This window comes from Candidatus Magasanikbacteria bacterium RIFOXYB2_FULL_38_10 (genome assembly GCA_001783145.1).
Lineage (GTDB): Bacteria > Patescibacteriota > Patescibacteriia > Magasanikbacterales > UBA10003 > GWC2-40-17.
Genome location: MFQT01000017.1, coordinates 1 through 21,710 on the forward strand (window position 1 = coordinate 1; position 21,710 = coordinate 21,710).

Below are 21,710 nucleotides of genomic sequence, written 5' to 3' on the forward strand. Positions count from 1 at the left end.
AGTGAGGCGATAATTTTATCTTGTAGCTTAGAATTAACGGCTGGAGATCCTGCGGAAAGTCAAAAACAGTTGCAAGGATATCTGGCTCACCGAAGCAAATCTCAACCCAACTTTCCCAGCGCCGGCTGCATTTTTAAAAACTTTACTTTTGATAAAGAAGAGGAAATAAAAGAACCCTTAAAATCCATGATGACGGAAAATTTTTGGCAGTTTAAAAAAGTTCCGGCGGCTTGGTTGGTGGAACAGGCCGGATTAAAGGGCCTGTGTGTTGGCGGAGCGGAGGTTTCCACTTTACACGGAAATTTTATCGTCAATACCAATCAGGCTACCACCGAAGACATTTTAAATTTAATTAAAAAAATTAAAGAAATCATTTACCAAAAATTTGGTGTCACTTTAGAAGAAGAAGTGCAAATAGTTAAATTACCCAATTAAATTAAATAAACATTTATGTTTGTAAATAAAAAATCTATCCAATCTAAATCAGGAAGGATTATTTGGCTGGGAATTTTTTTGTCTTATATTTTGGTTGGTGTTGGCGTGTATTTGTGGCAGAGCTCCATTGTAAAAGAAGGTAAAAAAGAGCAAGAAAATATTGTAAATAAAACATTATTGCAACAAAATAAATTGTTGCAAGAGGCTATGCTTTTACAAAAAGACACTCAAGCTCAATTGGAAAAAATTAAAAATAATGAAATCGACTTAAATACTGTTAAAATAGGGGATAAGTTGGCTAACGGAATGACAGTTGGCAATATCCTTAAAGAAGGAGAAAAAAAATTTGTTGAATTTACCGGCAGTATTGTTGTCTCCGGAGATTTTAATTATTTTAATTTAAAAAAATCTGACGATCCCTTTTCTGCTTATTATGGAAAGATTTGTTTACAGCCGGATAAAGAATCCTTAATAAAAATTCCTAAAATTGAGAGTGAATCAATCCCCCTTTGTTTTTCTAATGTTGATATTGCTAAAAATCGTTTTGGTCCGCCCGGCAACCAAGGGAAAGCTATCGTAGCTATAGACAATTTTCGTTTGCGTTTAGGCGACGCCTTTCCCTTTGACGAGGCGGAATTAATTAAAACAATAGAAATTATTAAGTAATTTATTTTATGCAAATAACCATCAAGGCTACGGGCATTGAATTAACTCAAGCCATTACTAATTATGTAAATGAAAAAATCGGGGGATTGGAAAAATATTTAAAAAGATTGGATCAGGGATCCGTAGAGGCTAGAGTAGAAGTTGGAAAAATAACCAAACATCATAACAAAGGAGACATTTTTAGAGCCGAAATAAATTTAACCGTACCGGGTAAGGTTTTGCGAGCAGAAGAAGAGAATTCCAATCTTTATGCCGCTATAGATTTAATGCATGATGAAATTAAAAGACAGATTGTTTCTTTTAAGGAAAAGGGTATTGAAAAAAATGTGCGTCAGGCTAGAAAAAGCGAGGAATAAAATTATTATGTCTATTTTAACTAAAATTTTCGGCAATCCTAACGCCAGGGAAGTTAAAAATGTCCTGCCTATAATTGAGGAAATAAACAGTTTAGAAAAGGCCTTAGAAAATCTTTCCTTGGAACAATTAAAAGATAAAACCCGCGAATTTAAAGAAAGGTTAAGCAAAGGCGAAGCTTTAGATAGTATTTTACCCGAAGCTTTTGCCGTTGTGCGTGAAGCGGCTAAAAAAATTATTGGCCAGCGCCATTATGATGTCCAGCTTATTGGTGGTATCTTTTTGCATCGCGGTAATATTGCGGAAATGCGCACTGGTGAAGGTAAAACTTTAACTGCCACAGCCGCTGTTTATCTTAATGCTTTAACAGGCAGGGGTGTGCATGTGGTGACGGTTAATGATTATCTAGCCAAACGCGATGCGGTCTGGATGGGTCAAATTTATCATGCCCTTGGTTTAACTGTTTCTTGTATTCAACAACAGACTATTTCTTATATTTACGAACCCGGGTTTCAAGAAAATTCCGTTAGTCAAGCCATCAATCTTGATACTGCCAAAACAGAAGCCCAGCCAGAGAGTGAGCAAGTTTTGGTTAAAGTTGAGCCCTCTCACTTGCGTCCCTGCTCACGCAAGGAGGCCTACGCTTGTGATATTCTTTATGGCACCAATAATGAATTTGGTTTTGATTATTTGCGTGATAACATGGCCACCAATCTTAGGGAAATGGTGCAGCGTGATTTGCATTATGCCATTGTTGATGAAGTGGATTCCATTTTAGTTGATGAGGCCAGGACCCCGCTTATTATTTCCGCTCCGGCCGAAGAAGCTACGGAAAAATATTATAAATTTGCCGATTTGGTCAGGCGTTTAAAAGAAAATGAAGATTACAATATTGATGAGAAAATGCGCAGTGCCACTTTAACAGAGGCCGGTATTAACAAAATGGAAGAGTGGCTGGGCGTGGGCAATATTTATGCCGAAGGCGGCGTGCAAACTGTTCATCATATAGAACAGGCTCTGAAAGCTCAAACTTTATTTAAAAAGGATAAAGATTATGTAGTTAAGGACGGCGAAATTATTATTGTTGATGAATTTACCGGTCGTCTTATGTTTGGTAGGCGTTATAGCGAGGGATTGCATCAGGCCATAGAAGCTAAAGAAGGAGTGGACATTCAACGCGAAAGCCAAACGCTGGCCACCATTACTTTTCAAAATTATTTTAGAATGTATGAGAAGCTTTCCGGTATGACCGGTACGGCTGCCACTGAAGCAGAAGAGTTTGCCAAAATTTATAATTTGGAAGTGGTGGAAATTCCCACCAACAAAGAAATGGTAAGGCGTGATTTGTCCGATAGGATTTATAAAAATGAAACGGGCAAATTTACGGCGGTAGTTAGGGAAGTAAAAGAACGTTATCAAAAAGGTCAGCCGGTTTTGATTGGTACTATTTCCATTGAAAAAAATGAGGCTTTGAGTGAGGCCTTGGCCAAAGAAGGCGTACCGCATCAAATTTTAAATGCCAAAAATCATGAAAGGGAAGCGGAAATTATTTCCCAGGCCGGTCGGCTTAGCGCCGTCACTTTGGCTACCAATATGGCAGGCCGCGGTGTAGATATTATTTTGGGTGGCAATCCGTCCAATCCCGAGGAGGCTAAAAAAGTGCGTGAACTGGGCGGTTTGCACGTGCTTGGCACGGAACGTCATGAATCCAGGCGTATAGATAATCAACTACGCGGTCGTTCCGGACGCCAAGGTGATCCGGGATCTTCTCAATTTTATGTTTCTTTAGAAGATGATTTAATGCGTATTTTTGGTTCGGAAAGAATTAAAAAGATGATGGACTTTTTAAAGATTCCCGAAGATATGCCGATTGAAAATAAAATGATTTCCAAATCTTTGGAATCAGCTCAGCATAAAGTTGAAGGGCATAATTTTGATATTCGCAAGCATTTGTTGGATTACGATGACGTAATTAATAAACATCGCACGGTTATTTACAAAAAACGTCGTGAAATTTTGGATGAATATGAGAAAGAAAAGGAAATTATTTTGAAAGGAGAACCGGTTGAAGAAACGCCGGAAACTTTGCGCGGGAAGATTTTGGACATGGTGGAAAAGGAAATTGAGCAGTTTGTTTATTATCATACTGCTGCCACAGTGGGTGGTGATTGGAATGTTAAAGAAATTATTGAAACAGCCTCTACAATTTTTATTTTAACAGATGCTGAAAAAGCGGAATTATTAAAAATGGGCGGCACTACTGAAGGACGGTTAGAAGAGGCGGAAGAAAGAACCAAAATTATAGAATTTTTGGTGGAATTGTCTAAAAAAAGATTTGCCGAGATGGAAAAGGAAATTAATAATCCGGAATTGGCCTTAGAGATTAAAAAAGGAATTTTACTGCGTGCCATTGATACTTTGTGGGTGGATCACTTGGTGGCCATTGATTATTTGCGAGCGGGGATTGGCCTGCGCGGTTATGGTCAAAGAGATCCGTTGGTGGAATATAAAAGGGAGGCTTATAGATTATTTAATGAATTAGTCAGCTTGATTCAAAAAGAAGTTGTTTACAGTATTTATAAAGTGACGATTGGCGTAAAATTGGCCCCTTCGTTAATGCAACGCCAAGGTGTGCAACTCTCTGGTGCCCAAAAAGAAGCCGGCACTACAGGCGGGGCGTTGGTTAGAAAAAAAGAATTTGCCGAGGATGGGAGCGGCCACAAAATTGGCCGCAACGATTCTTGTCCGTGCGGAAGTGGGAAGAAGTATAAGCGCTGTCACGGAGCGTAAGATTTAATAGAAAATTATCAACTTGTCAAAATTAAGCTTTTGTTTTATAATGCTTTCACCTTTAATTTAACTTAAAATTAGCGGTAGAAATTTTTTTTCCGCTTAGAATGATAAAATATGGGACTTCGTGATATTCGCGTCACTAATTCAATTCCACGTCAGCGTATTAAATGGGGGACGGTTGGCGTAATAGTTTTATTGGTTTTTACCGCTCTTTTCTCATTTCCTCATGTCTATAATCAATCTTCAGATTGGTTTAAAGATAAAACCAAAATAAATTTAGGCCATTTTCCTTGGGTCGTGCCTTTTCATTTAGGCTTGGATTTACAAGGCGGTACTCATTTGGTTTACGAAGCTGATGTCACTAAAATTTCTTCGGGCAGCCAAAACGACGCTGTTCAAGGTGTGCGTGATGTTATTGAACGCCGCGTTAATGCTTTAGGTGTTTCTGAACCAGTGGTACAAACAGATAGAACTGGCAGTTCTTGGCGCGTTATTGTGGAGCTGGCCGGTATTAAAGATGTTAATCAGGCTATTAAGATGATTGGCGAAACACCTATTTTGGAATTTAAAGAAGAAATCTCTGTCACTGCCGCCTCTATTACCGATGAGGAGAAAAAAGCAATTGCCACCTTTAATAAAGATGCAGAGAAAAAAGCTAGCTCTGTTTTAAAAGAAGCCTTGGCTTCTAATGCGGATTTTTCCGCCTTGGCCAAAAAATACAGTGAAGATCCTGGCAGTGCTCAAAATGGCGGTAATTTGGGTTGGTTTCCCGCGGGTGCAATGGTTAAACCTTTTGAAGACGCTGTAAAATCTTTAAAGATTAATCAAACTACTTATAAATTAGTTAAGAGCGATTTTGGTTTTCATATAATCAAAAAAACAGGTGAAAGAGAAACAGAAAAAGATGGTCAAAAAATTAAAGAATACGAAGCCAGTCACATTTTGATTAAAACCAAAAGCGAAACTGATTACGCCCCAGCTGATAAGTGGCAAATTACCGGTTTAAACGGCCAGCAATTAACTAGAGCTACCGTGCAATTTGATCCTAATTCCGGTATGCCCACTGTGGCTTTGGAATTTAATGACGAGGGCAAAAAATTATTTGGTGACATTACAGAGCGTAATGTAAATAAACAAGTGGCTATATTTTTAGATGGCTCGGCCATCAGTTCTCCTGTGGTGCGGGAAGCCATTACCGATGGCAAGGCTGTAATTTCCGGTGATTTCACTATTGCCGAAGCCAAGCTTTTAGCCCAGCGTCTTAATGCCGGTGCTTTGCCAGTGCCAATTACTTTAATTAGTCAGCAAACAATCGGTGCCAGTCTAGGCATGAACTCCTTGGAAAGGAGTTTGTTTGCCGGTCTTATCGGTTTTGCGGCTGTGGTTTTGTTCATGCTTTTGTTTTATCGCTTACCCGGATTATTGGCGGCTGTCGCTTTAATTCTTTATACTTTCATCACATTAGCCGTCTTTAAGATGATTCCGGTTACCTTATCTTTGGCCGGTATTGCCGGTTTCATTCTTTCTATCGGTATGGCTGTTGATGCCAATGTTTTAATTTTTGAACGCACTAAAGAAGAATTACGCCGCGGACTTTCCATTACCCAGGCTTTAAATGAGGGTTTTGCCCGCGCCTGGCTTTCCATTCGCGACTCCAACGCTTCCAGTTTGATTACTTGTTTAATTTTGATGTGGTTTGGCACTAGCGTGGTTAAAGGTTTTGCCATTACTTTGGCTATTGGTATTTTAATTAGTATGTTCTCTGCCATTACCGTCACCAGAATTTTGTTGCATTTTGTGGGACCTTGGATTAAAAATCCGCGCTGGTTTTTGGGTGGAAAAAAAATAAATCAATAAAGATATGACCAACTTCAATCTAGTTAAAAACAAAAATTACTTTTTAATTTTTTCGGGCATCTTAATTGCGACAAGTCTTACCGCCCTTTTAATGTGGGGTTTAAAACCCGGCTTAGATTTTACCGGCGGATCCTTATTAGAAGTGCAGTTTAAAGGAAGCGTTCCCACTAGCCAAATTGTGGAGCAAAAAATATCTTCTTTAACAGAAAAACCATTGATTATTCCTACAGATAATCAAGGTTTCATCATTAAAATGAAAGCGGTGGATGAGCAAAAACATCAACAAATTCTGGTTTCTTTAAATGAATTGTCTGCCGAAGGGTTGCAAGAAAAACGTTTTGAAATGATTGGTCCTACCGTCAGCTCCGAATTGCGCACCAAGTCTTTTATGGCGATTGTGTTTGTTTTATTGGCTATTATTGCCTATATTGCTTTTGCTTTTCGCAAAGTCAGCCGTCCCATCAGTTCTTGGAAATATGGTGTCTGCGCCGTGCTGGCTCTGTTTCATGATGTAATTATTCCTACCGGAGTTTTTGCCGCCCTGGGTCATTTCTTAGGTGTGGAAGTAGATACTTTATTTGTGACAGCCTTGCTTACTGTTTTGGGCTTTTCCGTGCATGACACCATTGTGGTTTTTGATAGAATTAGAGAAAATTTGTTAAAATTTCCTCGTGAAACTTTTGATGAGGTGGTTAACAGAAGCGTTAATCAAACTTTTGTGCGTTCCATTAACACCTCTTTAACCGTGCTCTTGGTTTTGCTTGCTACCTTTTTCTTTGGCGGAGAATCAGTTAAATATTTCGTTTTGACCTTAATTGTCGGCGTGGTTTTTGGTACTTATTCTTCTATTTTTATTGCCAGCCCTCTTTTGGTTATGTGGAATAGGCTAAATAAAAAGGTAGCGGTGAGACGTTAAATTTTTTAGAATAAAAAAGACGGCTTAAACAACCGTTTTTTTGTTTTTTTCTCCTTGACACAAACCCCTTAAAGGCAGTAGGATGGGGACAGACAATTTAATGTTGTTTGAACGAATTTTTGTCCTTTAACAATTAATTGGCAGTTAAATACACTTAAACCTAAACCAGGAGAGGCAGATGATTAAGTTAGAAAAAGCCTCTGTTTTGGTAGAGGGGGATTTGGCAGAGGCTGGTGCTCAGACTATTTTTCTTTGTCGTCAAAAAAGAAAATTGGTAGTTTTAGAAAAATGTCTTGATGGTTATATGAATGCCAACGCTTTGAAAAAAAAGCGTAGCGTTTGTTATCGTTGTTCCGATGGCAGAAAAAATCGTCAAGCATTTCAGGAAAGCGCTGTTGGAGAGATATCTCTTGAAGACGTTAAGTATGTCAGACCCGATCCTGCCAAAAGACCTGCTAAAACCGAAGCTGTGACGGCTAAGATTTTGGAGACTTTGGGTCAAGATGGGAAAGAAGATGTCGCCGAGCTTGGTGAAGATCAAGATCTTTTGGATCTGGAATTGGGTAAAGTTCAAGAAAAAGCAGGGACGAACGAAGAACAAAAGATCCCCGATGTTTCCGCTGAAGATCTTAATTTCGCCTGTCGTGCTTTGCTTTCTCTGCAATCTAATAATCCAGACCGTTGGGTTGAAACTCGTTTTTTGATTACGCGTCTAGATGATAACGGGGTCAGAATTTTTAAGCAACTCAAGAAACAAGGGCTTATAGAAGTTACCAAGGACAATTTGGCTTGCCGGCTTACCAAAATGGGCGCGGTCCAAGCCGGTGTAGCCGGGGAATGGATCTTTTCTTTGTTAGTGGAAAAGAAAATAGAGGAATTAAGACAAAAGAGGAGAGAGGAGGCCTGTATGGCTAAGAAAGTACTCACTGATAATGCTTATAGAAAAGTGCTCAAAGTTCTTCATGCGATTATCCCCGTAGGGAAAAAGTTTACTCAGCGTGAATTGATCCGGCTTCCTCTTACTCCTGCCAATGTGGCACTTAGAGTTTGTGAAGGAGCAGGTAATTTGGCCGAAGCTTTGCAAAGAGCAGAAACGGAACAATATCTGCTGAAAGAGGGGGCTGAATATTGTTGGGCCAAGGGAGGGCGGGAAAAGTTTGAAAGCCTGCCCCCTGTTGGTACTGTAGAAATAGATGCGGAATTAAATAGGGTTGTATATTTGCAGTGTTCCGAGGCTTTGTCTAAACGCTGTCGTCCCGGCCAGGAACTTTCTGTAAAAAATGTTGCAGAACTTTTTTCTGATCTTCTGCCTCAAGAAGATGGCTACAACGGTTTCATGGCCCATCTTGTTTTGGTCCGGTGGTGTTTGGATGGACTGGTACATCAGCACCCATCTAGAGCCGGTATTTATTTTCGTGTTGCTAATGATGATTTGAAAGTAGCGCTTGGGCGATTGCAGAGAGATGGTGGGGTTGAGGAAAAAGGTGAAACTAATAGAGGGGCAGAGGAAATGGCGGAAGAAATTGGAGCTCCCGCAGCCGTAACTGAGGAAAGAGTTGAGGCCGTCGTGGTTCGTCCACAGCCGCCCAAGCCTTTCCACGAAATGACTCTAAAAGAACGAGTTCGTTGGATTTACGATTATTGTCACGGTGAATCTCTTGATTGGAATAATTTGCCTTGGAATGAATTGGGTTGGCCTAGTGCTCAATCGCTTCAGCGGCTTTTTATTACTTTGGAAAGTGATCATAATTTGGTAGAAATCCAGCAACAAACAGAAGGTGATCGTGTGACTGGCTCCTCTGTAATTTGGCGGGAAAATCCCCATGAGTATGAAGACTGGGCAATAAGAAACCCCAGTCCTTCACGTTCTGTTTTTCCGCCCACTGCGCCGTCTGAGAAAAGGGCGGCTGAAGGTGGCGATAACGGGGGACAAGAAGACGCTCTTACTGTTGGACAAGAGGTAGACCTTTCTAAGGTTAAGCCCGTTGGCTCAAATGAGCCTATGGGGCGCTTGGAACGCTTACAGAGGATTTTTGTGGCTGTAAACGGTCGCGAATTGGATGGCAAGAGTGCCTTCCGCATTTCCGGTACCGGAACCGAAGGTTCGGCCTTTCAGTATTTTCTTTGGGCCAAAAAGGAAGGTTGGGTTTCTATGGCCGGATCTTTTACTTATAATCAGGAAAGCAGTAAGCGTTGGTCCCTTCGTTGGACTGAAAAAGCCAAAAAGGAACTGCGAGATTTGCAACCGCCGCAAACTGTTGGGTTGGGGCGTAAAATGGGCCCCCGAAAGAAAGCCGCTACTTTTGATAACGTTCCTCCCCCCTCTGCTACCGCTGTTTTGAAGAAGAGAGCTGAAAGGGGAATAGAAACTACCGCTCCGCCTCCTGTTTCTTCTTCTCCGCCTCCTGCCGGCGCTTTTTCTCAGCTTCAGGCTCAAGTAAGAGATCTGGAGCAAAAGCTGGTTAATTTGGAAGCTCGTTTGAGTGTCTTGGAAAGACTTCTGCATAATCAGGCTGTGATCAGAATCAGATCTGTTCTTAAGGATTTTACTCCTGAAGAAAAGGCTGAAATAATCCGAGACATTGTTAATAACGGCAAATGATCTTTTTAGGGTTACCGACCGCTAGCCTTGTTCCTTTTTGATTTTTTTAACATTCTAATAGAATCTCGCTCAAAGCGGGATTCTTTTTTTTGCCCTGTTAAAAACAAATATGCTATAATACCTTTAACGTTTCTTAATCTCCTCAAAAAAATTATGGCTTTTTTTGAATCGGCTCTAACTTATACTTATAATGAGAGCAAAGGCCTCAAGCATGCTTTTTGTCTAACAGTGCTCATTATAGTATTCACTGAATTTTTTGGTGGTTATTGGTCGGCCCTCTTGGGATGGTGGTGGATGGGTTTTTTTGTTTTATGGATTTTTTGGCAGAATTTAAAGTTTTTAACTTATGATAATATCGGCGCCAAATATAAAGAAGAACACGCCCCAGCCAGATATTTTTTTGCTTTGGTGCCCACGCTTGTTTCTTTAGCGGCTTTTAGTTTGGGTTATTTTGCCGGCCCGCGCGGCTGGTGGTGGCTTTGTCTTCCTTTTGGTTTTCTTTATCGTTGGTTTTTTAAATTTATTCAAAAAGCTAGGGGAGAATAAATATGATCACTATTGATTGGACTCCTTTGTTGAATTTCATAAATTTTGTTTCTTACGCCCCTTCTTATGCAGTGTATTATTATTTGTTAGTACACGGTGGCTGGTTTGTTGTTGTTATAGGTTTTTATCACTTATTTTTAAGTTTCTACATTCTTAATAGAATTACCTCTTACATGGTTGCCAAATATAAGTGGGCCTATTTGGCAGTTGATGTGCCTAAAGGTAATGAACAAACTCCTAAAGCCGTAGAATCAATTTTTTCTCATTTGGCCGGAGCGCACAAAGATCCGGACATGGAAGAAGCTGTTTTGGATGGTTATCTTCAGCCTTGGTTTAGTTTAGAAATTATCAGCATAGAAGGCTATGTGCAATTTGTCGTAGCTACTTTAAAAAAATATCGGGATTTAATAGAAGCGGCCATTTATGCTCAATATCCCGAAGCAGAAATTACTGAAATTGAAGACTACACTAAAGATTTTCCTACTCATTTTCCCAATAAAGATTACAATCTTTGGGGTACGGAATATGTTTTTACCAATCCGGAAGAATCCTATCCCATCAAAACCTATACTGATTTTGAACATTCGGGCGCGGAAGATGTTTTTAAAGATCCGTTGGCGGCATTGCTGGAAACCTTTAGCCGTTTAGGTAAGGGGGAATTTGTGGGTTTGCAAATTTTAGTTAAACCCATTAGCAATAAATGGCATGATTGGAAAAAGCACGGTTTAGAAGTGGTTAAAAAAATGACAGGTGCCACGGTTAAACAAAAAGAGTCCAATATGTATAAAGTGGGTTCTATCCCGGGAAAAATTTTTGATACAGCTTTATCAACAATTACCGGAGTGCAGGCTGATCAAAAGGCGGATTCTAAAAAAGACGATCTCCCTTCTTTAATGTTGCATTTGCCGCCGGGTTTTAAAACCGATATAGAAAAAGTGGAAAGAAAAATTTCCAAAATTTGTTTTGCCACCAAAATTCGTTGTATTTATTTGGCTAAAAAAGAGTCTTACAGTAAAAATAGAATTGCCTATGGAACAACCGGGGCCATCAAACAATTTATTACGGAAAATTTAAATGGTCTTAAGCCGGAGTTTGAGAAAGTGGGTACGCATACGCATTATTATTTAAAAGAAACCAGACTAAATTGGCGTAAAACCAAGCTGGTTAATGCTTATATGGCGCGCAGTCGTTGGAAGGGAATACCGGAGTATTTAATGAATACCGAAGAACTGGCTACTTTGTGGCATTTTCCCATGCTTACGGTTAGGGCTCCTATGGTGGCTATGGCCGAAGCTAAAAAAGGCCAGCCTCCTTCTGGTTTGCCAACAGAACGAGCCAATGCCATTATTACTCCTCTTACCAGAAAATCAGTGACGCCGCCATCTAATTTGCCTATTTAATCCTTATGGATCAGCCGGTTACTCAACACAATATTTCCGATATTACCTATTTTGCCGAAACCAATTTTAGGGGGCAAAAGAGGCGTTTTGGAATTAAAATAGATGATCGTCGCCGTCACATGTATTTGATTGGAAAAACCGGTATGGGTAAGACTACTTTAATGGAGCAAATGATTATTTCAGATATCTATAATGGACATGGCGTGGGTTTGGTTGATCCTCACGGTGATTTTGTGGAAAAAATTCTTGATTATGTTCCGAGTAATCGTATTAACGATATAATCTATTTTAATCCTGCCGATCAAGAACACCCTATTGGTTTTAATGTGATGGAAGCAATTGATCCCAGGCATAAACATTTGGTAGCTTCCGGCTTAATGGGTGTTTTTAAAAAAATATGGCCGGATGTCTGGAGTCCCAGAATGGAATATATTTTAAATAATTGCATTTTGGCGCTTTTAGATTATCCCGGCTCCACTCTTTTGGGCATCAACCGCTTATTAGTGGATAAAGAATTTAGAAAAAGAGTGGTAGCTCAAATACAAAATCCCGTGGTCAAAACTTTCTGGGTGGATGAGTATGCGCATTATACGGAAAAATTTGCCACCGAAGCTATTGCTCCAATTCAAAACAAGGTTGGGCAATTTTTGTCCTCATCTATAATCCGCAATGTTATTGCTCAAGTAAAATCCACTATTGACATCAGAGAAATAATGGATAATGAAAAAATTTTTTTGATCAATTTGTCCAAGGGGCGTATTGGTGAGGAAAATATGCGTCTGATGGGTGGAATGCTTATTACCAAATTGCAGTTGGCCGCCATGGAAAGAGTGGATATACCAGAAGCCGATCGTAAAGATTTTTATCTTTTTGTTGATGAGTTTCAAAATTTTGCCACAGAAAGTTTTGCTAACATTTTGTCAGAAGCCAGAAAGTATCGCTTAAGTTTAATTCTGGCTCATCAATATATTGCGCAACTTGATGAAGCTGTGGCCGCGGCTGTTTTTGGCAACATCGGCACCCTTGTTTGTTTTAGAGTAGGCGGTGAAGACGCGGAATTTTTAGCCAAAGAATTTGAACCGGAATTTTTTGCCGAAGATTTGGTTAACTTGGCTAAATATAATACTTATCTTAAACTCATGATTGACGGTGTCACTTCTTCACCTTTTAGCGCTTCTACTTTTGTGGGAACTTTTCAAATAACGGGCAACGCTGAAAAAGTGGTTAAGGTATCGCGTGAAAGATACACTGAAAATCGTGAATTGATTGAAGAAAAAATAATGCGGTGGAGTGGACTTTTGGGGGGCGAAGAGGGGATAGCAGAAGAAACCGGGGTAATTATTTCGGCCGCGTCTGCCTCTGTGGTATCCTCTACGGCTTTTTCTGTACCAACTTCTTTTCCTGTCGCTAATTCAGCCCCGGCATTTAAAGAGGAAAGAAAAGAAAAATTAAAAAAAGATGAAAAACGTTTTGCGGCTGTTTGCAGTCGTTGCAATAAAGATACAACTGTTCCTTTTATGCCAGATGGTAAAAGGCCGGTTTTATGTGTTGATTGTTACAAAATAGTAATGAGTAATAAAGAGGAAGCCTCTTCTTTATTAAAGCCCGCGCCTAAAATCAACATACCGCCACCGGCCACTGAAGCACCTCGGCCCAAAATAGAAATGCCTAAAGAAGAAGAGATTAAACAAGAATTACCGGCTGCCATTTCTTTGGCCGAAGCTGTAAAAATGACCCCTCAATCAATACGCCACGTAGGACTTAAGAAAGAAATGCCCAAAACAGAACCATCTGTAAGTAAAAATTTACCTAATTTAAATCAAAAAATTAAACCGGGTCAAATAATATCTTTTTAAATTTTATGAATTCCAAAGTTTTTTTTATTTTAAATTGGTTAATTAAATCCATTATTTATTTGTTGGTTTTTCTTGTTCCTCTTTTCTTCTTACCTGTCACTATAGAAAAACTAGAATTAAACAAATATTTTCTTTTTTATTTCTTAACTCTTTTAGCTTTTTTGTGTTTTTTGGGAACAGTGGCTCTTAAAAAAGGATTTGAAATTAAAAGAACACCGCTAGACATACCGCTTTTGCTTCTTTGGGTTATTTTACTTGTTTCCAGCATTGCTTCGCAAGACAGATATTTAAGTTTTTTTGGAGATTTTGGTTCTTTAAAAATTTCTTTTATCGGTTTTAGTTTAATGTTAATTTTTTATTTTTTGGTAGTTCAAAATTTTTCCCAACCTCGGCAAATCTTGCGTCTTTTTTATGTTTTTTTAGCTTCTGGGTTTTTGGCCGCTTTGTTTTTTTTATCCGGGCAATGGACTTTTTTTTCTTGGCAAAAAAATAATTTCTTGCCAGTTAACCTAATCAGTTCTTCCAATGTAATTTTTGGTTTTTTTGTTTCTTTGATTTTCGTTCTTTCTTTGGGTTTTTTGGCAATTAAAAAAAAGGCACGTTTGGCAAATTATTTCATCTTTTTTGTTTTTTTAATCAGCTTGATTGTTTTATTTATTTTAGGATTTAAATTTGTCTGGGTAATAGCCGCCATCGGATTGCTTTTAATAGGGGTTTTCTTTTTAAGTCATTTGGGAAGCTACCACCCTCTGTGGACATCTTTAATTTTGTTTTTTTTGGTAGCGGCGCTGTTGTTTTCTTTTTTTGGTGAACCGGGTTTTTTATCTAAAAAAATGCCCTTAGAAGTTTCCTTGTCCCCCCTGATTTCTTGGGAGATTTCTTGGAATGTCTTAAGAGATAACGCTAAGAATTTTATTTTAGGTAGCGGCCCGGGAACTTTTGTTTATGATTTTTCTAAATATCGACCGGAAACAATGAATTATAACGTAATGTGGAACGCCAGATTCAATCAGCCGTATTCCAGCGTGTTTGAATTTTTGGCTACCGGAGGCTGGTTGACTTTTTTAATGTTTTTATCCGTAATTTTTTTGATTTTGGGTTTCTTTATCTCTCTTTGGCTTAAATATATTTTAAGATCCAAAAATCAAAGACATCTTTCTGAAGAAAATTTTGATGGTAGGGAGAATTATGAAATCCCACCCTTGTTTTTTTGGCTGGTTGCTTGTGCTTGGCTTATGATTTTAGTTTCTTTGTTTTTTATAAATTTTGGAATGGTGCATTGGTTGGCTTTTTGGCTTTTCTTGGCTTTGGCCATCAATGCCAGTGTTTATCTCTCAAGGTCTCCTTGGTCGACTCTTTTTGTGTCTTTAAAAACAACTCCGCAATACGCCTTGGTCACTTCCTTTGTTTTTATTTTATTATTTGCCATTCTGATTATTTTGGGAGTTTATCTAGGTCGTTTTTATACGGGCGAGGTTGTTTTTGGTCAAGGGTTGTCGCAAGATTACGAAAAAAGGATTACTTATTTTTCCCGCGCCATTTCTTATAATCAAGCACGCTCCTCTTTTTATTTAGGTTTGGCCGATTCCTTTTTGGGGAGAGCTTTGGAATTAGCTAATCAAAATGGCGACAAGGCTGTGGTTTCTGAATATGTGGCTTCGGCGGTTAATGCGGCCAAACAAGGTGTTAATTTTTCACCTAATAATGTGGCCGCCTGGGAACATCTGGCTGCCATTTATGACAGCGCTCGCCCTGTCGCCCCTGAAGCTAACGCCTGGGTTATCTCTTCCTTGGAAAAAGCTTTGGAATTAGAGAATAATAATCCCGCTTTTTATTTAAGTCTTGGTAATGCCAAACTTTTAGATAAGCGTTTCAGTGAAGCTAAAGAAGATTTTGAAAAGGCTTTAAAATTAAAACCGGACTTTTTATTAGTTTATATTCGCCTGGCCTTTCTTTATGAATCTCAAGACAATTTAAATAGTTCTATCGCTACTTTAGAAAAAGGTTTAAGCTATGGAGTAAATAATCCGGAATATCTTTTTCAATTGGGCCGTTATTATTTTAATCGCAATGGTAAGGGCGATTATGCCAATGCCGAACTGGCTTTGCGTAAGGCTCTTTCTTTGAACCCTAATTATTCCGACGCTCTTTTTGCTTTAGCTTATCTTTATGAAAAAACAGGTAATAAATCCGTGGCTTTGGAATTATACAAACAGGTTTACGAGCTTAATCCTGGCAACAAAGATTTGGTACAGAAAATAAATTCTTTAAATTACGTACCCGCGCCGCCAGAAGAAGTTGCTCCTCAGAATACACCTAAAAAAAAGTAATGCTTTAAAAGAGTCTGAGAAAGACTCTTTAGCGGTTTTATATGATCAATCAAAAATTAATTGATTATACCAAAAACAAAGTTAGAAGGTTTTTTGCCAAATTTTCCGCTCCTGCGCATGGTTGGCCGCATGTGGAGATGGTTTTTAATTACGCCCAAAAAATTGTCGGACAAGAAAAAAAAGATGGAAAGATTTTAGAATTGGCCGCTCTGTTGCACGATATCGGCCGTGTGACGGAACTTAAAAATAATCCCCGGGGTTTGCACCATCCCGAGCTTTCTTTTTGGCTGGCTGAGGAGTGGTTTAATAAGGATAAGCAGTTTTTTGTTTTGAACGAAAGAGAGAAAAAAGAAATTTTATATGCCATCAGAAATCATTGGGACGATAGGGCTAATGATTATAAGACAGCCATCTGGTTAAGGGATGCGGATAAATTGGATATGTACGGTGAACATGGCGAAAAAAGGGCTGAAGAATTTTATCAAGACGATTGGTCGGGGCTGGTTTTTGGCGTGGTGGCTAATTTGAACAGAGCGGATCGTATTGTTACTCACAAAGCTAAAGAGATTTTGCAAGAAAAAAGAATGCTTTTGGGTCAGACAAAATTATTGCAAAAACATCTACCAGCCAAAAAGAAAGTTTTATGCGCTATTTCCGGAGGAGTGGACTCGGCGGTGGCGGCCGGTTTATTAATTAAAGCCGGTTTTGAAGTGACTGGAGCTTTCATTAAATGCTTTAGCGAAGCGGTCGGAGCCAAATCTTGCTGGATTGACGAGCGTCGCGACGCCATGCGCGTAGCAGCCAAACTCGGCATCAAACTTCTAACTTTTGATTTTGAAAAACAATATCAAAAAGATGTAGTGAATTACTTGTTTAAAGAATATCAAGCCGGTCGTACGCCCAATCCCGATGTGATGTGCAATAAATATGTTAAGATACCTCTTTTATTAAAAGAAGCCCAAAAAATGGGTTTTGACTGGATTGCTACCGGGCATTATGCCAGAGTAAAAAAAGTTGAGGGAAAGGCCTTGCTGTATGAGGCCGGAGATAAAAATAAAGACCAAAGCTACTTTTTACACCAACTGGGACAAAAAGAATTAAAACATTTAATTTTTCCTTTAAGCTCACTAAATAAGGATGAAGTGAGAGTTTTTGCCAGTGAATGGGGTTTGTCTGTGGCGAAAAAAGAAGAAAGCATGGGTATTTGTTTTGTGGGCGAGGTGTCGATGAAAAAATTTTTGGAGAAAAAAATAAAACCGCGTTTTGGAAAGGTGGTGATGAGCACCGGAGAAGTGATAGGAGAGCACGATGGACTGGCTTTTTATACCATTGGTCAACGTCATGGATTTAGCGCTTTGCGTGGTTCCAGAAGTGGAGAATCTCGCGCTCTTTATGTAGTAGATAAAGATTTAAAAAAGAACCGACTGATAGTGGGTTTTGAGGATGACAAATTATTGTTTAAAAAAGAGATTGTTTTTAAAAAAATACATTGGATCTCTGGTGCTACTCCAAAATTTCCCTTAGATTGTCTGGCGCGCTTGCGTCATCGTCAGCCACTCCAAATTTGTCGGATCATTTTTAGTCAAGGAAAATATTTTGTTAAATTTAAAGAAGTTCAGAGAGCCATAACACCCGGGCAGTTTATTGTTTTTTATAAAAATGGGGAATGTTTGGGCGGGGGAGAGATAAAGTAAAGGTTCAATATTTTTTCGAATAAAAAAATAGGAGGTCATCGTGTTGCGCCTCGACTTGTTGTGTCGTGACGACGATGACCTCCTGGTTCTTGTGCTTCGGCAGTTGTGTTTTCCTGAATCAATTTGTCAGGCTCCCGATCGTACGGAATCCGTCCGTGTGATCGCTGGCTGCCAGCCAGTGTTTGACCTTCGGCTTTTGCCTCCTTTTATGCCACGTTGTGTGAGCGCAGGGAGAACACCGAGGACCCTCATCTTCCGTGGGAACGAGCTCTTCTAGATTCTGGCAACCACCCTGGTTGCAGTTCTAGAGCCCCCTAAACCGGCGCCGTCATTGGTAGTGGGAAGTCCGTTGTTCGGACACTCGGCGGCGGTTAAACCACGAAGACTTGGGTCAGGCTGCGGGAGGGTGTAGAGCCTCCCTAAGCCCCGTCGAAAAGTATTTTAGCATAATTTGGAAATCTTGTCAAGCCCTGGGTGTCTTAAAAAATTATTTTTTGCTTATTTAAGCCATTTTTTAAAGAAATAAGTTTGACTATTTTTGTTATATCTGGTATTATAGGCTCAAATGATAACATTTTGTTAAAAATCTTTTTATGCTTTCATCAATTGAATTAAGAGCTAAATTTTTAGACTTTTTCGCCTCTAAAGGACACAGAATTATACCCTCGGCATCTTTAATACCGGAAAATGACCCCACTATTCTCTTTACCACTGCCGGAATGCATCCCTTGGTGCCTTATATTTTGGGTGAAAGGCACCCCGAAGGAAAACGCTTGGTCAATGTTCAAAAATGTGTGCGTATGCAGGATATTGATGAGGTGGGCGACAACCGCCACGATACTTTTTTTGAAATGATGGGTAATTGGTCTTTGGGAGATTATTTTAAAGAAGAGGCTATTGCTTGGAGTTGGGAGTTTTTAACTTCGCCGCAATGGTTAGGGCTTGATCCTAAAAAATTGGCCATATCTGTTTTTTCCGGTGATGCCGACGCTCCTTTTGATGAGGAGGCCAGTAACACCTGGATTAAGATGGGTGTGCCGGAACATAAAATAGCCAAATTGTCCAAAAAGAGCAATTGGTGGGGACCGGCTGGACAAACTGGCCCCTGTGGACCGGATACCGAGATGTTTTATTGGAAAGGCGAAACCGAATTTCCGCCTGTTGAAAGTAATCCGGGCAACGATGAAGATCATTGGTTAGAAATTTGGAATGATGTTTTCATGCAGTATTTTAAAAAGAAAGAAGGTTCTTTTGAACAATTAAAACAACAAAATGTTGATACAGGTATGGGTTTGGAGCGCACTCTGGTGACTTTGAATGATTTTATGGATGTTTTTCAGATTGATACTTTTTGGCCTTTAATCCAAAAGATTGAAGAAGTGTCCGGCCATTCTTATATTGAAGGAGGAGAAATTAGGCGAGCTATGCGTATTGTGGCCGATCATCTGCGCACTGCCACTATGATTATGGGTGATGATAGGGGAATCGCCCCCAGCAATGTGGATCAGGGTTATGTGGTCAGGCGTTTAATTCGTCGGGCTATTCGTTATGCCCGCGTTTTGGGGATTACAGAAAATTTTTGCGTTTCTTTGTCCCTTTCTACAATTGAAATTTTTAAAGATGTTTACGCAGAAGTGCAACGCAATAAAGAATTTGTGCTTTTAGAGATGGGAAAAGAAGAAAAAAAGTTCAGGAATACTTTGGAAAAAGGAATGAAAATATTAGAGTCTAGAATGATGGATAATGAAACAAAAAAAATAACCGGATCAGAAGCTTTTGATTTGTATCAATCCTATGGTTTTCCTATTGAAATTACCGAGGAACTGGCTAAAGAAAAAGGATTAGAGGTGGATATTGAAGGCTTTATTGTAGAAATGAAAAAACACCAAGAATTATCTCGTGCCGGAGCCGAGCAAAAATTTAAAGGTGGCTTGGCAGATACCAGTGAAATTTCTACCAAATATCATACTGCAACTCATTTATTACACGCGGCTTTGCGCGAGGTTTTAGGAATTCACGTAGAACAGAGGGGTAGTAACATCACAGCGGAACGTTTGCGTTTTGATTTTTCTCATTCAGTCAAGATGACCGAGGAAGAAAAGAAAAAAGTGGAAGATTTGGTGAACGCGGCCATTATTAAAGATTATAAAATCAGTTTTGCCGAAATGACCGTGCCCGAGGCTAAAGCCGGCGGCGCCGTTGGTTTATTTGAAGAAAAATACGGCAATAAAGTAAAGGTTTATACTATTGGTGAACCTTCGCTTCATCCGCATGCCGATCCTAACTCGCCAACTTTTAGTAAAGAAATTTGTGGCGGCCCGCATGTGGAATGCACCAGTATTTTAGGTAAAAATGAAAAAGAAGAATGTTTTGAACCTTTGGCAGAACACACAGGTCTTTTGGGTCATTTTAAAATTATTAAAGAAGAAGCGGTTAGTTCGGGGATTAGGAGAATCAAAGCGGTGTTGCAATAACTTTTTGTTAAGATGATGAATAAAATTTTTAAAACAAATTGGCTGATTTTGGCTTTTTTTTTAAGCTATTTTATAATTGGATTAGCCTTGTATCACCCGGTCTTAAATTCTTTTTTTGTTTCCGATGATTTTGACTGGCTTACTCGAGCTAAATTTACGCCGCTAACCATCGGCAGTTATTTTTTAAAAAATTCCAATGGTGGCACAGAAGGCGGGGTTTATCGGCCGTTAACAGAGCTGTCTTATCTTTTAGATTATAAAATTAGCGGATTAAATCCTGCTTTTTTTCATTTTTCCAATCTTTTATTTTTTTCCCTAACTTCCCTGGTTTTATTTTGGTTGGTTTTTCTTTTAACCAAAAAAAGATGGCTGGGATTTTTAAGCGGTTTATTTTTTTTAATTTTACCCAACCACCCCGAAGCGGTGTCTTGGATTTCTGGACGCGGTGATGTTCTGGCAGCCTTTTTTTACATTCTCTCTTTAGCTCTGTACATAAAGCTTAGACAAGTGTCCGTTGCAACCTTTTTAAATTCCGCCACCAAAAAGCCGCGCAATAAAAAGGTTTTTTTTCTTTTTGTTCTTTCTCTGATCAGTTTTTTCTTTTCTGTTCTTTGTAAAGAAATGGGGTTGACTTTGCCGGCTTTAATTGTGGCTTATGAAATTTTGTTTGTCAGCGGCTGGAAAAAAGAAAGCTGGCGGGGCGTTTTAAAACGTTTGCTTTATCTTTTGCCCTATGCTTTGGTTTTGCTTCTGTATTTATTTTTACGCTTTAAAACTACGGCAATTCTAGCCGGCTTTTATGCCAATCCTCAGGTAAAACCAAGCGCTGTTCATCTTATCAGAACCTTAATCACCATTATTGATAGTAATTTTTTTGAAAACTTTCACCGTTTGGGTGTGGCCGCCAGAGTGATGCGATTATATGTTTTTATTCCGGGCGTCTGTTTGCTTTCTTATTTTATTTATTTGATTTTAAAAAAGTATCGTCAAGAAAAAATTGCTCTTTTAGGTTTAATCATTTTAATTGTTGGTGCTTTTCCGGCCTTGCCTCTGTCTTTTAGTTTAAATACCAGTGAGGGTGAAAGGTTTGCTTACCTTCCATCTTTGGGTATGGCTATAATTTTGGGCTGGATTTCTTATAAAATTATTAGTTTTAAACTCACTAAATATTTGCAATTTTTGCCGCCAGCCATTTTAATTCTTTTTTTGTCTTTTGTTTTAGTCCAAAAAAATTACTACTGGCAAGAGGCCGGTGCCATTAGTCAAAACTTGCTTTTTAATTTTGGACAAAAAGTTAATCTGCAAACTAAACAGGGGATAGTTATTTTAGCTATGCCGGACAATGTTTATGGCGCTCAAGTTTTAAGAAACGGTTGGTTTAGCGCCCTGCGTTTGTATTATCCTAATTACACACCAGATTTGTTAGTGGCTGTTCCTCGTTTGCACATTACAGATACCGGCCTGGCTGTTTGGCTGGCCAAAGCAGATGGCTTTGCCTCTAAAGGCACGGAAAAAGTTTTTCATGGCGCGCCTAAATTGGAATCGCTGGATTACACAATGCAAATTACCAATTATGATAAAAAAATTTCCAGTGGCGATTTTTTAGAGATTACTTTTACCAAAGATTTTTTAGCGCAGATGAAACAAAAGAAAATCATCTTCCTGGCTCCTTTTTATGATGAATTTAAGATTTTAGAGCTGAAGAAATAACCCTGTGAATAAACTTAAATTTGGCCTGTTGACAACTTTTTAAGCTTAGTGTATACTACATTTAAGTTTTTTAAAAA

General features: G+C 39.1%; 13 protein-coding genes and 1 pseudogene. All 14 read left to right on the plus strand.

What is annotated here, in order from left to right:
* The 14 genes and pseudogenes from A2294_00270 to A2294_00335 all read left to right on the plus strand — a co-directional run bounded on the left by A2294_00270 (position 1) and on the right by A2294_00335 (position 21,633).
* Positions 1-435, plus strand: a pseudogene (locus A2294_00270) (hypothetical protein).
* Between the two features lie 15 nt (positions 436-450).
* Positions 451-1,101: a hypothetical protein gene (locus tag A2294_00275; protein OGH85174.1), complete on the plus strand. Its 651-nt coding sequence runs from the start codon at positions 451-453 to the stop codon at positions 1,099-1,101.
* Positions 1,102-1,109: 8 nt separating this feature from the next.
* Positions 1,110-1,457: a ribosomal subunit interface protein gene (locus tag A2294_00280; protein ID OGH85175.1), complete on the plus strand. Its 348-nt coding sequence runs from the start codon at positions 1,110-1,112 to the stop codon at positions 1,455-1,457.
* A 4-nt stretch (positions 1,458-1,461) separates the two neighbouring features.
* Positions 1,462-4,245, plus strand: coding sequence for a preprotein translocase subunit SecA (locus A2294_00285; GenBank protein OGH85267.1), 2,784 nt, complete (start codon positions 1,462-1,464; stop codon positions 4,243-4,245).
* A gap of 117 nt (positions 4,246-4,362) precedes the next feature.
* A complete protein-coding gene (locus tag A2294_00290) occupies positions 4,363-6,105 on the plus strand; it encodes a protein-export membrane protein SecD (GenBank protein OGH85176.1) in 1,743 nt (580 codons plus the stop codon).
* A gap of 4 nt (positions 6,106-6,109) precedes the next feature.
* Positions 6,110-7,021, plus strand: a complete 912-nt coding sequence (locus A2294_00295; GenBank protein OGH85177.1) for a protein-export membrane protein SecF — start codon at positions 6,110-6,112, stop codon at positions 7,019-7,021.
* A 178-nt stretch (positions 7,022-7,199) separates the two neighbouring features.
* Entirely contained in the window at positions 7,200-9,623 is a 2,424-nt protein-coding gene (locus A2294_00300) for a hypothetical protein (GenBank protein ID OGH85178.1), read from the plus strand.
* Positions 9,624-9,776: 153 nt separating this feature from the next.
* Positions 9,777-10,169: a hypothetical protein gene (locus A2294_00305; protein ID OGH85179.1), complete on the plus strand. Its 393-nt coding sequence runs from the start codon at positions 9,777-9,779 to the stop codon at positions 10,167-10,169.
* Between the two features lie 2 nt (positions 10,170-10,171).
* Positions 10,172-11,569, plus strand: a complete 1,398-nt coding sequence (locus A2294_00310; protein OGH85180.1) for a hypothetical protein — start codon at positions 10,172-10,174, stop codon at positions 11,567-11,569.
* Between the two features lie 5 nt (positions 11,570-11,574).
* A complete protein-coding gene (locus A2294_00315) occupies positions 11,575-13,425 on the plus strand; it encodes a hypothetical protein (GenBank protein ID OGH85181.1) in 1,851 nt (616 codons plus the stop codon).
* Between the two features lie 5 nt (positions 13,426-13,430).
* On the plus strand, positions 13,431-15,755 hold the full coding sequence (locus A2294_00320; protein ID OGH85182.1) for a hypothetical protein: 2,325 nt from the start codon (positions 13,431-13,433) through the stop codon (positions 15,753-15,755).
* A 584-nt stretch (positions 15,756-16,339) separates the two neighbouring features.
* Entirely contained in the window at positions 16,340-17,449 is a 1,110-nt protein-coding gene (locus A2294_00325; protein ID OGH85268.1) for a tRNA 2-thiouridine(34) synthase MnmA, read from the plus strand.
* A gap of 593 nt (positions 17,450-18,042) precedes the next feature.
* Positions 18,043-19,923, plus strand: a complete 1,881-nt coding sequence (locus A2294_00330; protein ID OGH85183.1) for an alanine--tRNA ligase — start codon at positions 18,043-18,045, stop codon at positions 19,921-19,923.
* Between the two features lie 15 nt (positions 19,924-19,938).
* Positions 19,939-21,633: a hypothetical protein gene (locus A2294_00335; GenBank protein OGH85184.1), complete on the plus strand. Its 1,695-nt coding sequence runs from the start codon at positions 19,939-19,941 to the stop codon at positions 21,631-21,633.
* Positions 21,634-21,710 lie beyond the last annotated feature (77 nt).

Bases quoted from the DNA above. Each gene is read 5' to 3' on its own strand.
- A2294_00275 (OGH85174.1), top strand. From the start codon at position 451: ATGTTTGTAAATAAAAAATCTATCCAATCTAAATCAGGAAGGATTATT.
- A2294_00280 (OGH85175.1), top strand. From the start codon at position 1,110: ATGCAAATAACCATCAAGGCTACGGGCATTGAATTAACTCAAGCCATT.
- A2294_00290 (OGH85176.1), top strand. From the start codon at position 4,363: ATGGGACTTCGTGATATTCGCGTCACTAATTCAATTCCACGTCAGCGT.
- A2294_00295 (OGH85177.1), top strand. From the start codon at position 6,110: ATGACCAACTTCAATCTAGTTAAAAACAAAAATTACTTTTTAATTTTT.
- A2294_00300 (OGH85178.1), top strand. From the start codon at position 7,200: ATGATTAAGTTAGAAAAAGCCTCTGTTTTGGTAGAGGGGGATTTGGCA.
- A2294_00305 (OGH85179.1), top strand. From the start codon at position 9,777: ATGGCTTTTTTTGAATCGGCTCTAACTTATACTTATAATGAGAGCAAA.
- A2294_00310 (OGH85180.1), top strand. From the start codon at position 10,172: ATGATCACTATTGATTGGACTCCTTTGTTGAATTTCATAAATTTTGTT.
- A2294_00315 (OGH85181.1), top strand. From the start codon at position 11,575: ATGGATCAGCCGGTTACTCAACACAATATTTCCGATATTACCTATTTT.
- A2294_00320 (OGH85182.1), top strand. From the start codon at position 13,431: ATGAATTCCAAAGTTTTTTTTATTTTAAATTGGTTAATTAAATCCATT.
- A2294_00325 (OGH85268.1), top strand. From the start codon at position 16,340: ATGCTTTTGGGTCAGACAAAATTATTGCAAAAACATCTACCAGCCAAA.
- A2294_00330 (OGH85183.1), top strand. From the start codon at position 18,043: ATGCTTTCATCAATTGAATTAAGAGCTAAATTTTTAGACTTTTTCGCC.
- A2294_00335 (OGH85184.1), top strand. From the start codon at position 19,939: ATGAATAAAATTTTTAAAACAAATTGGCTGATTTTGGCTTTTTTTTTA.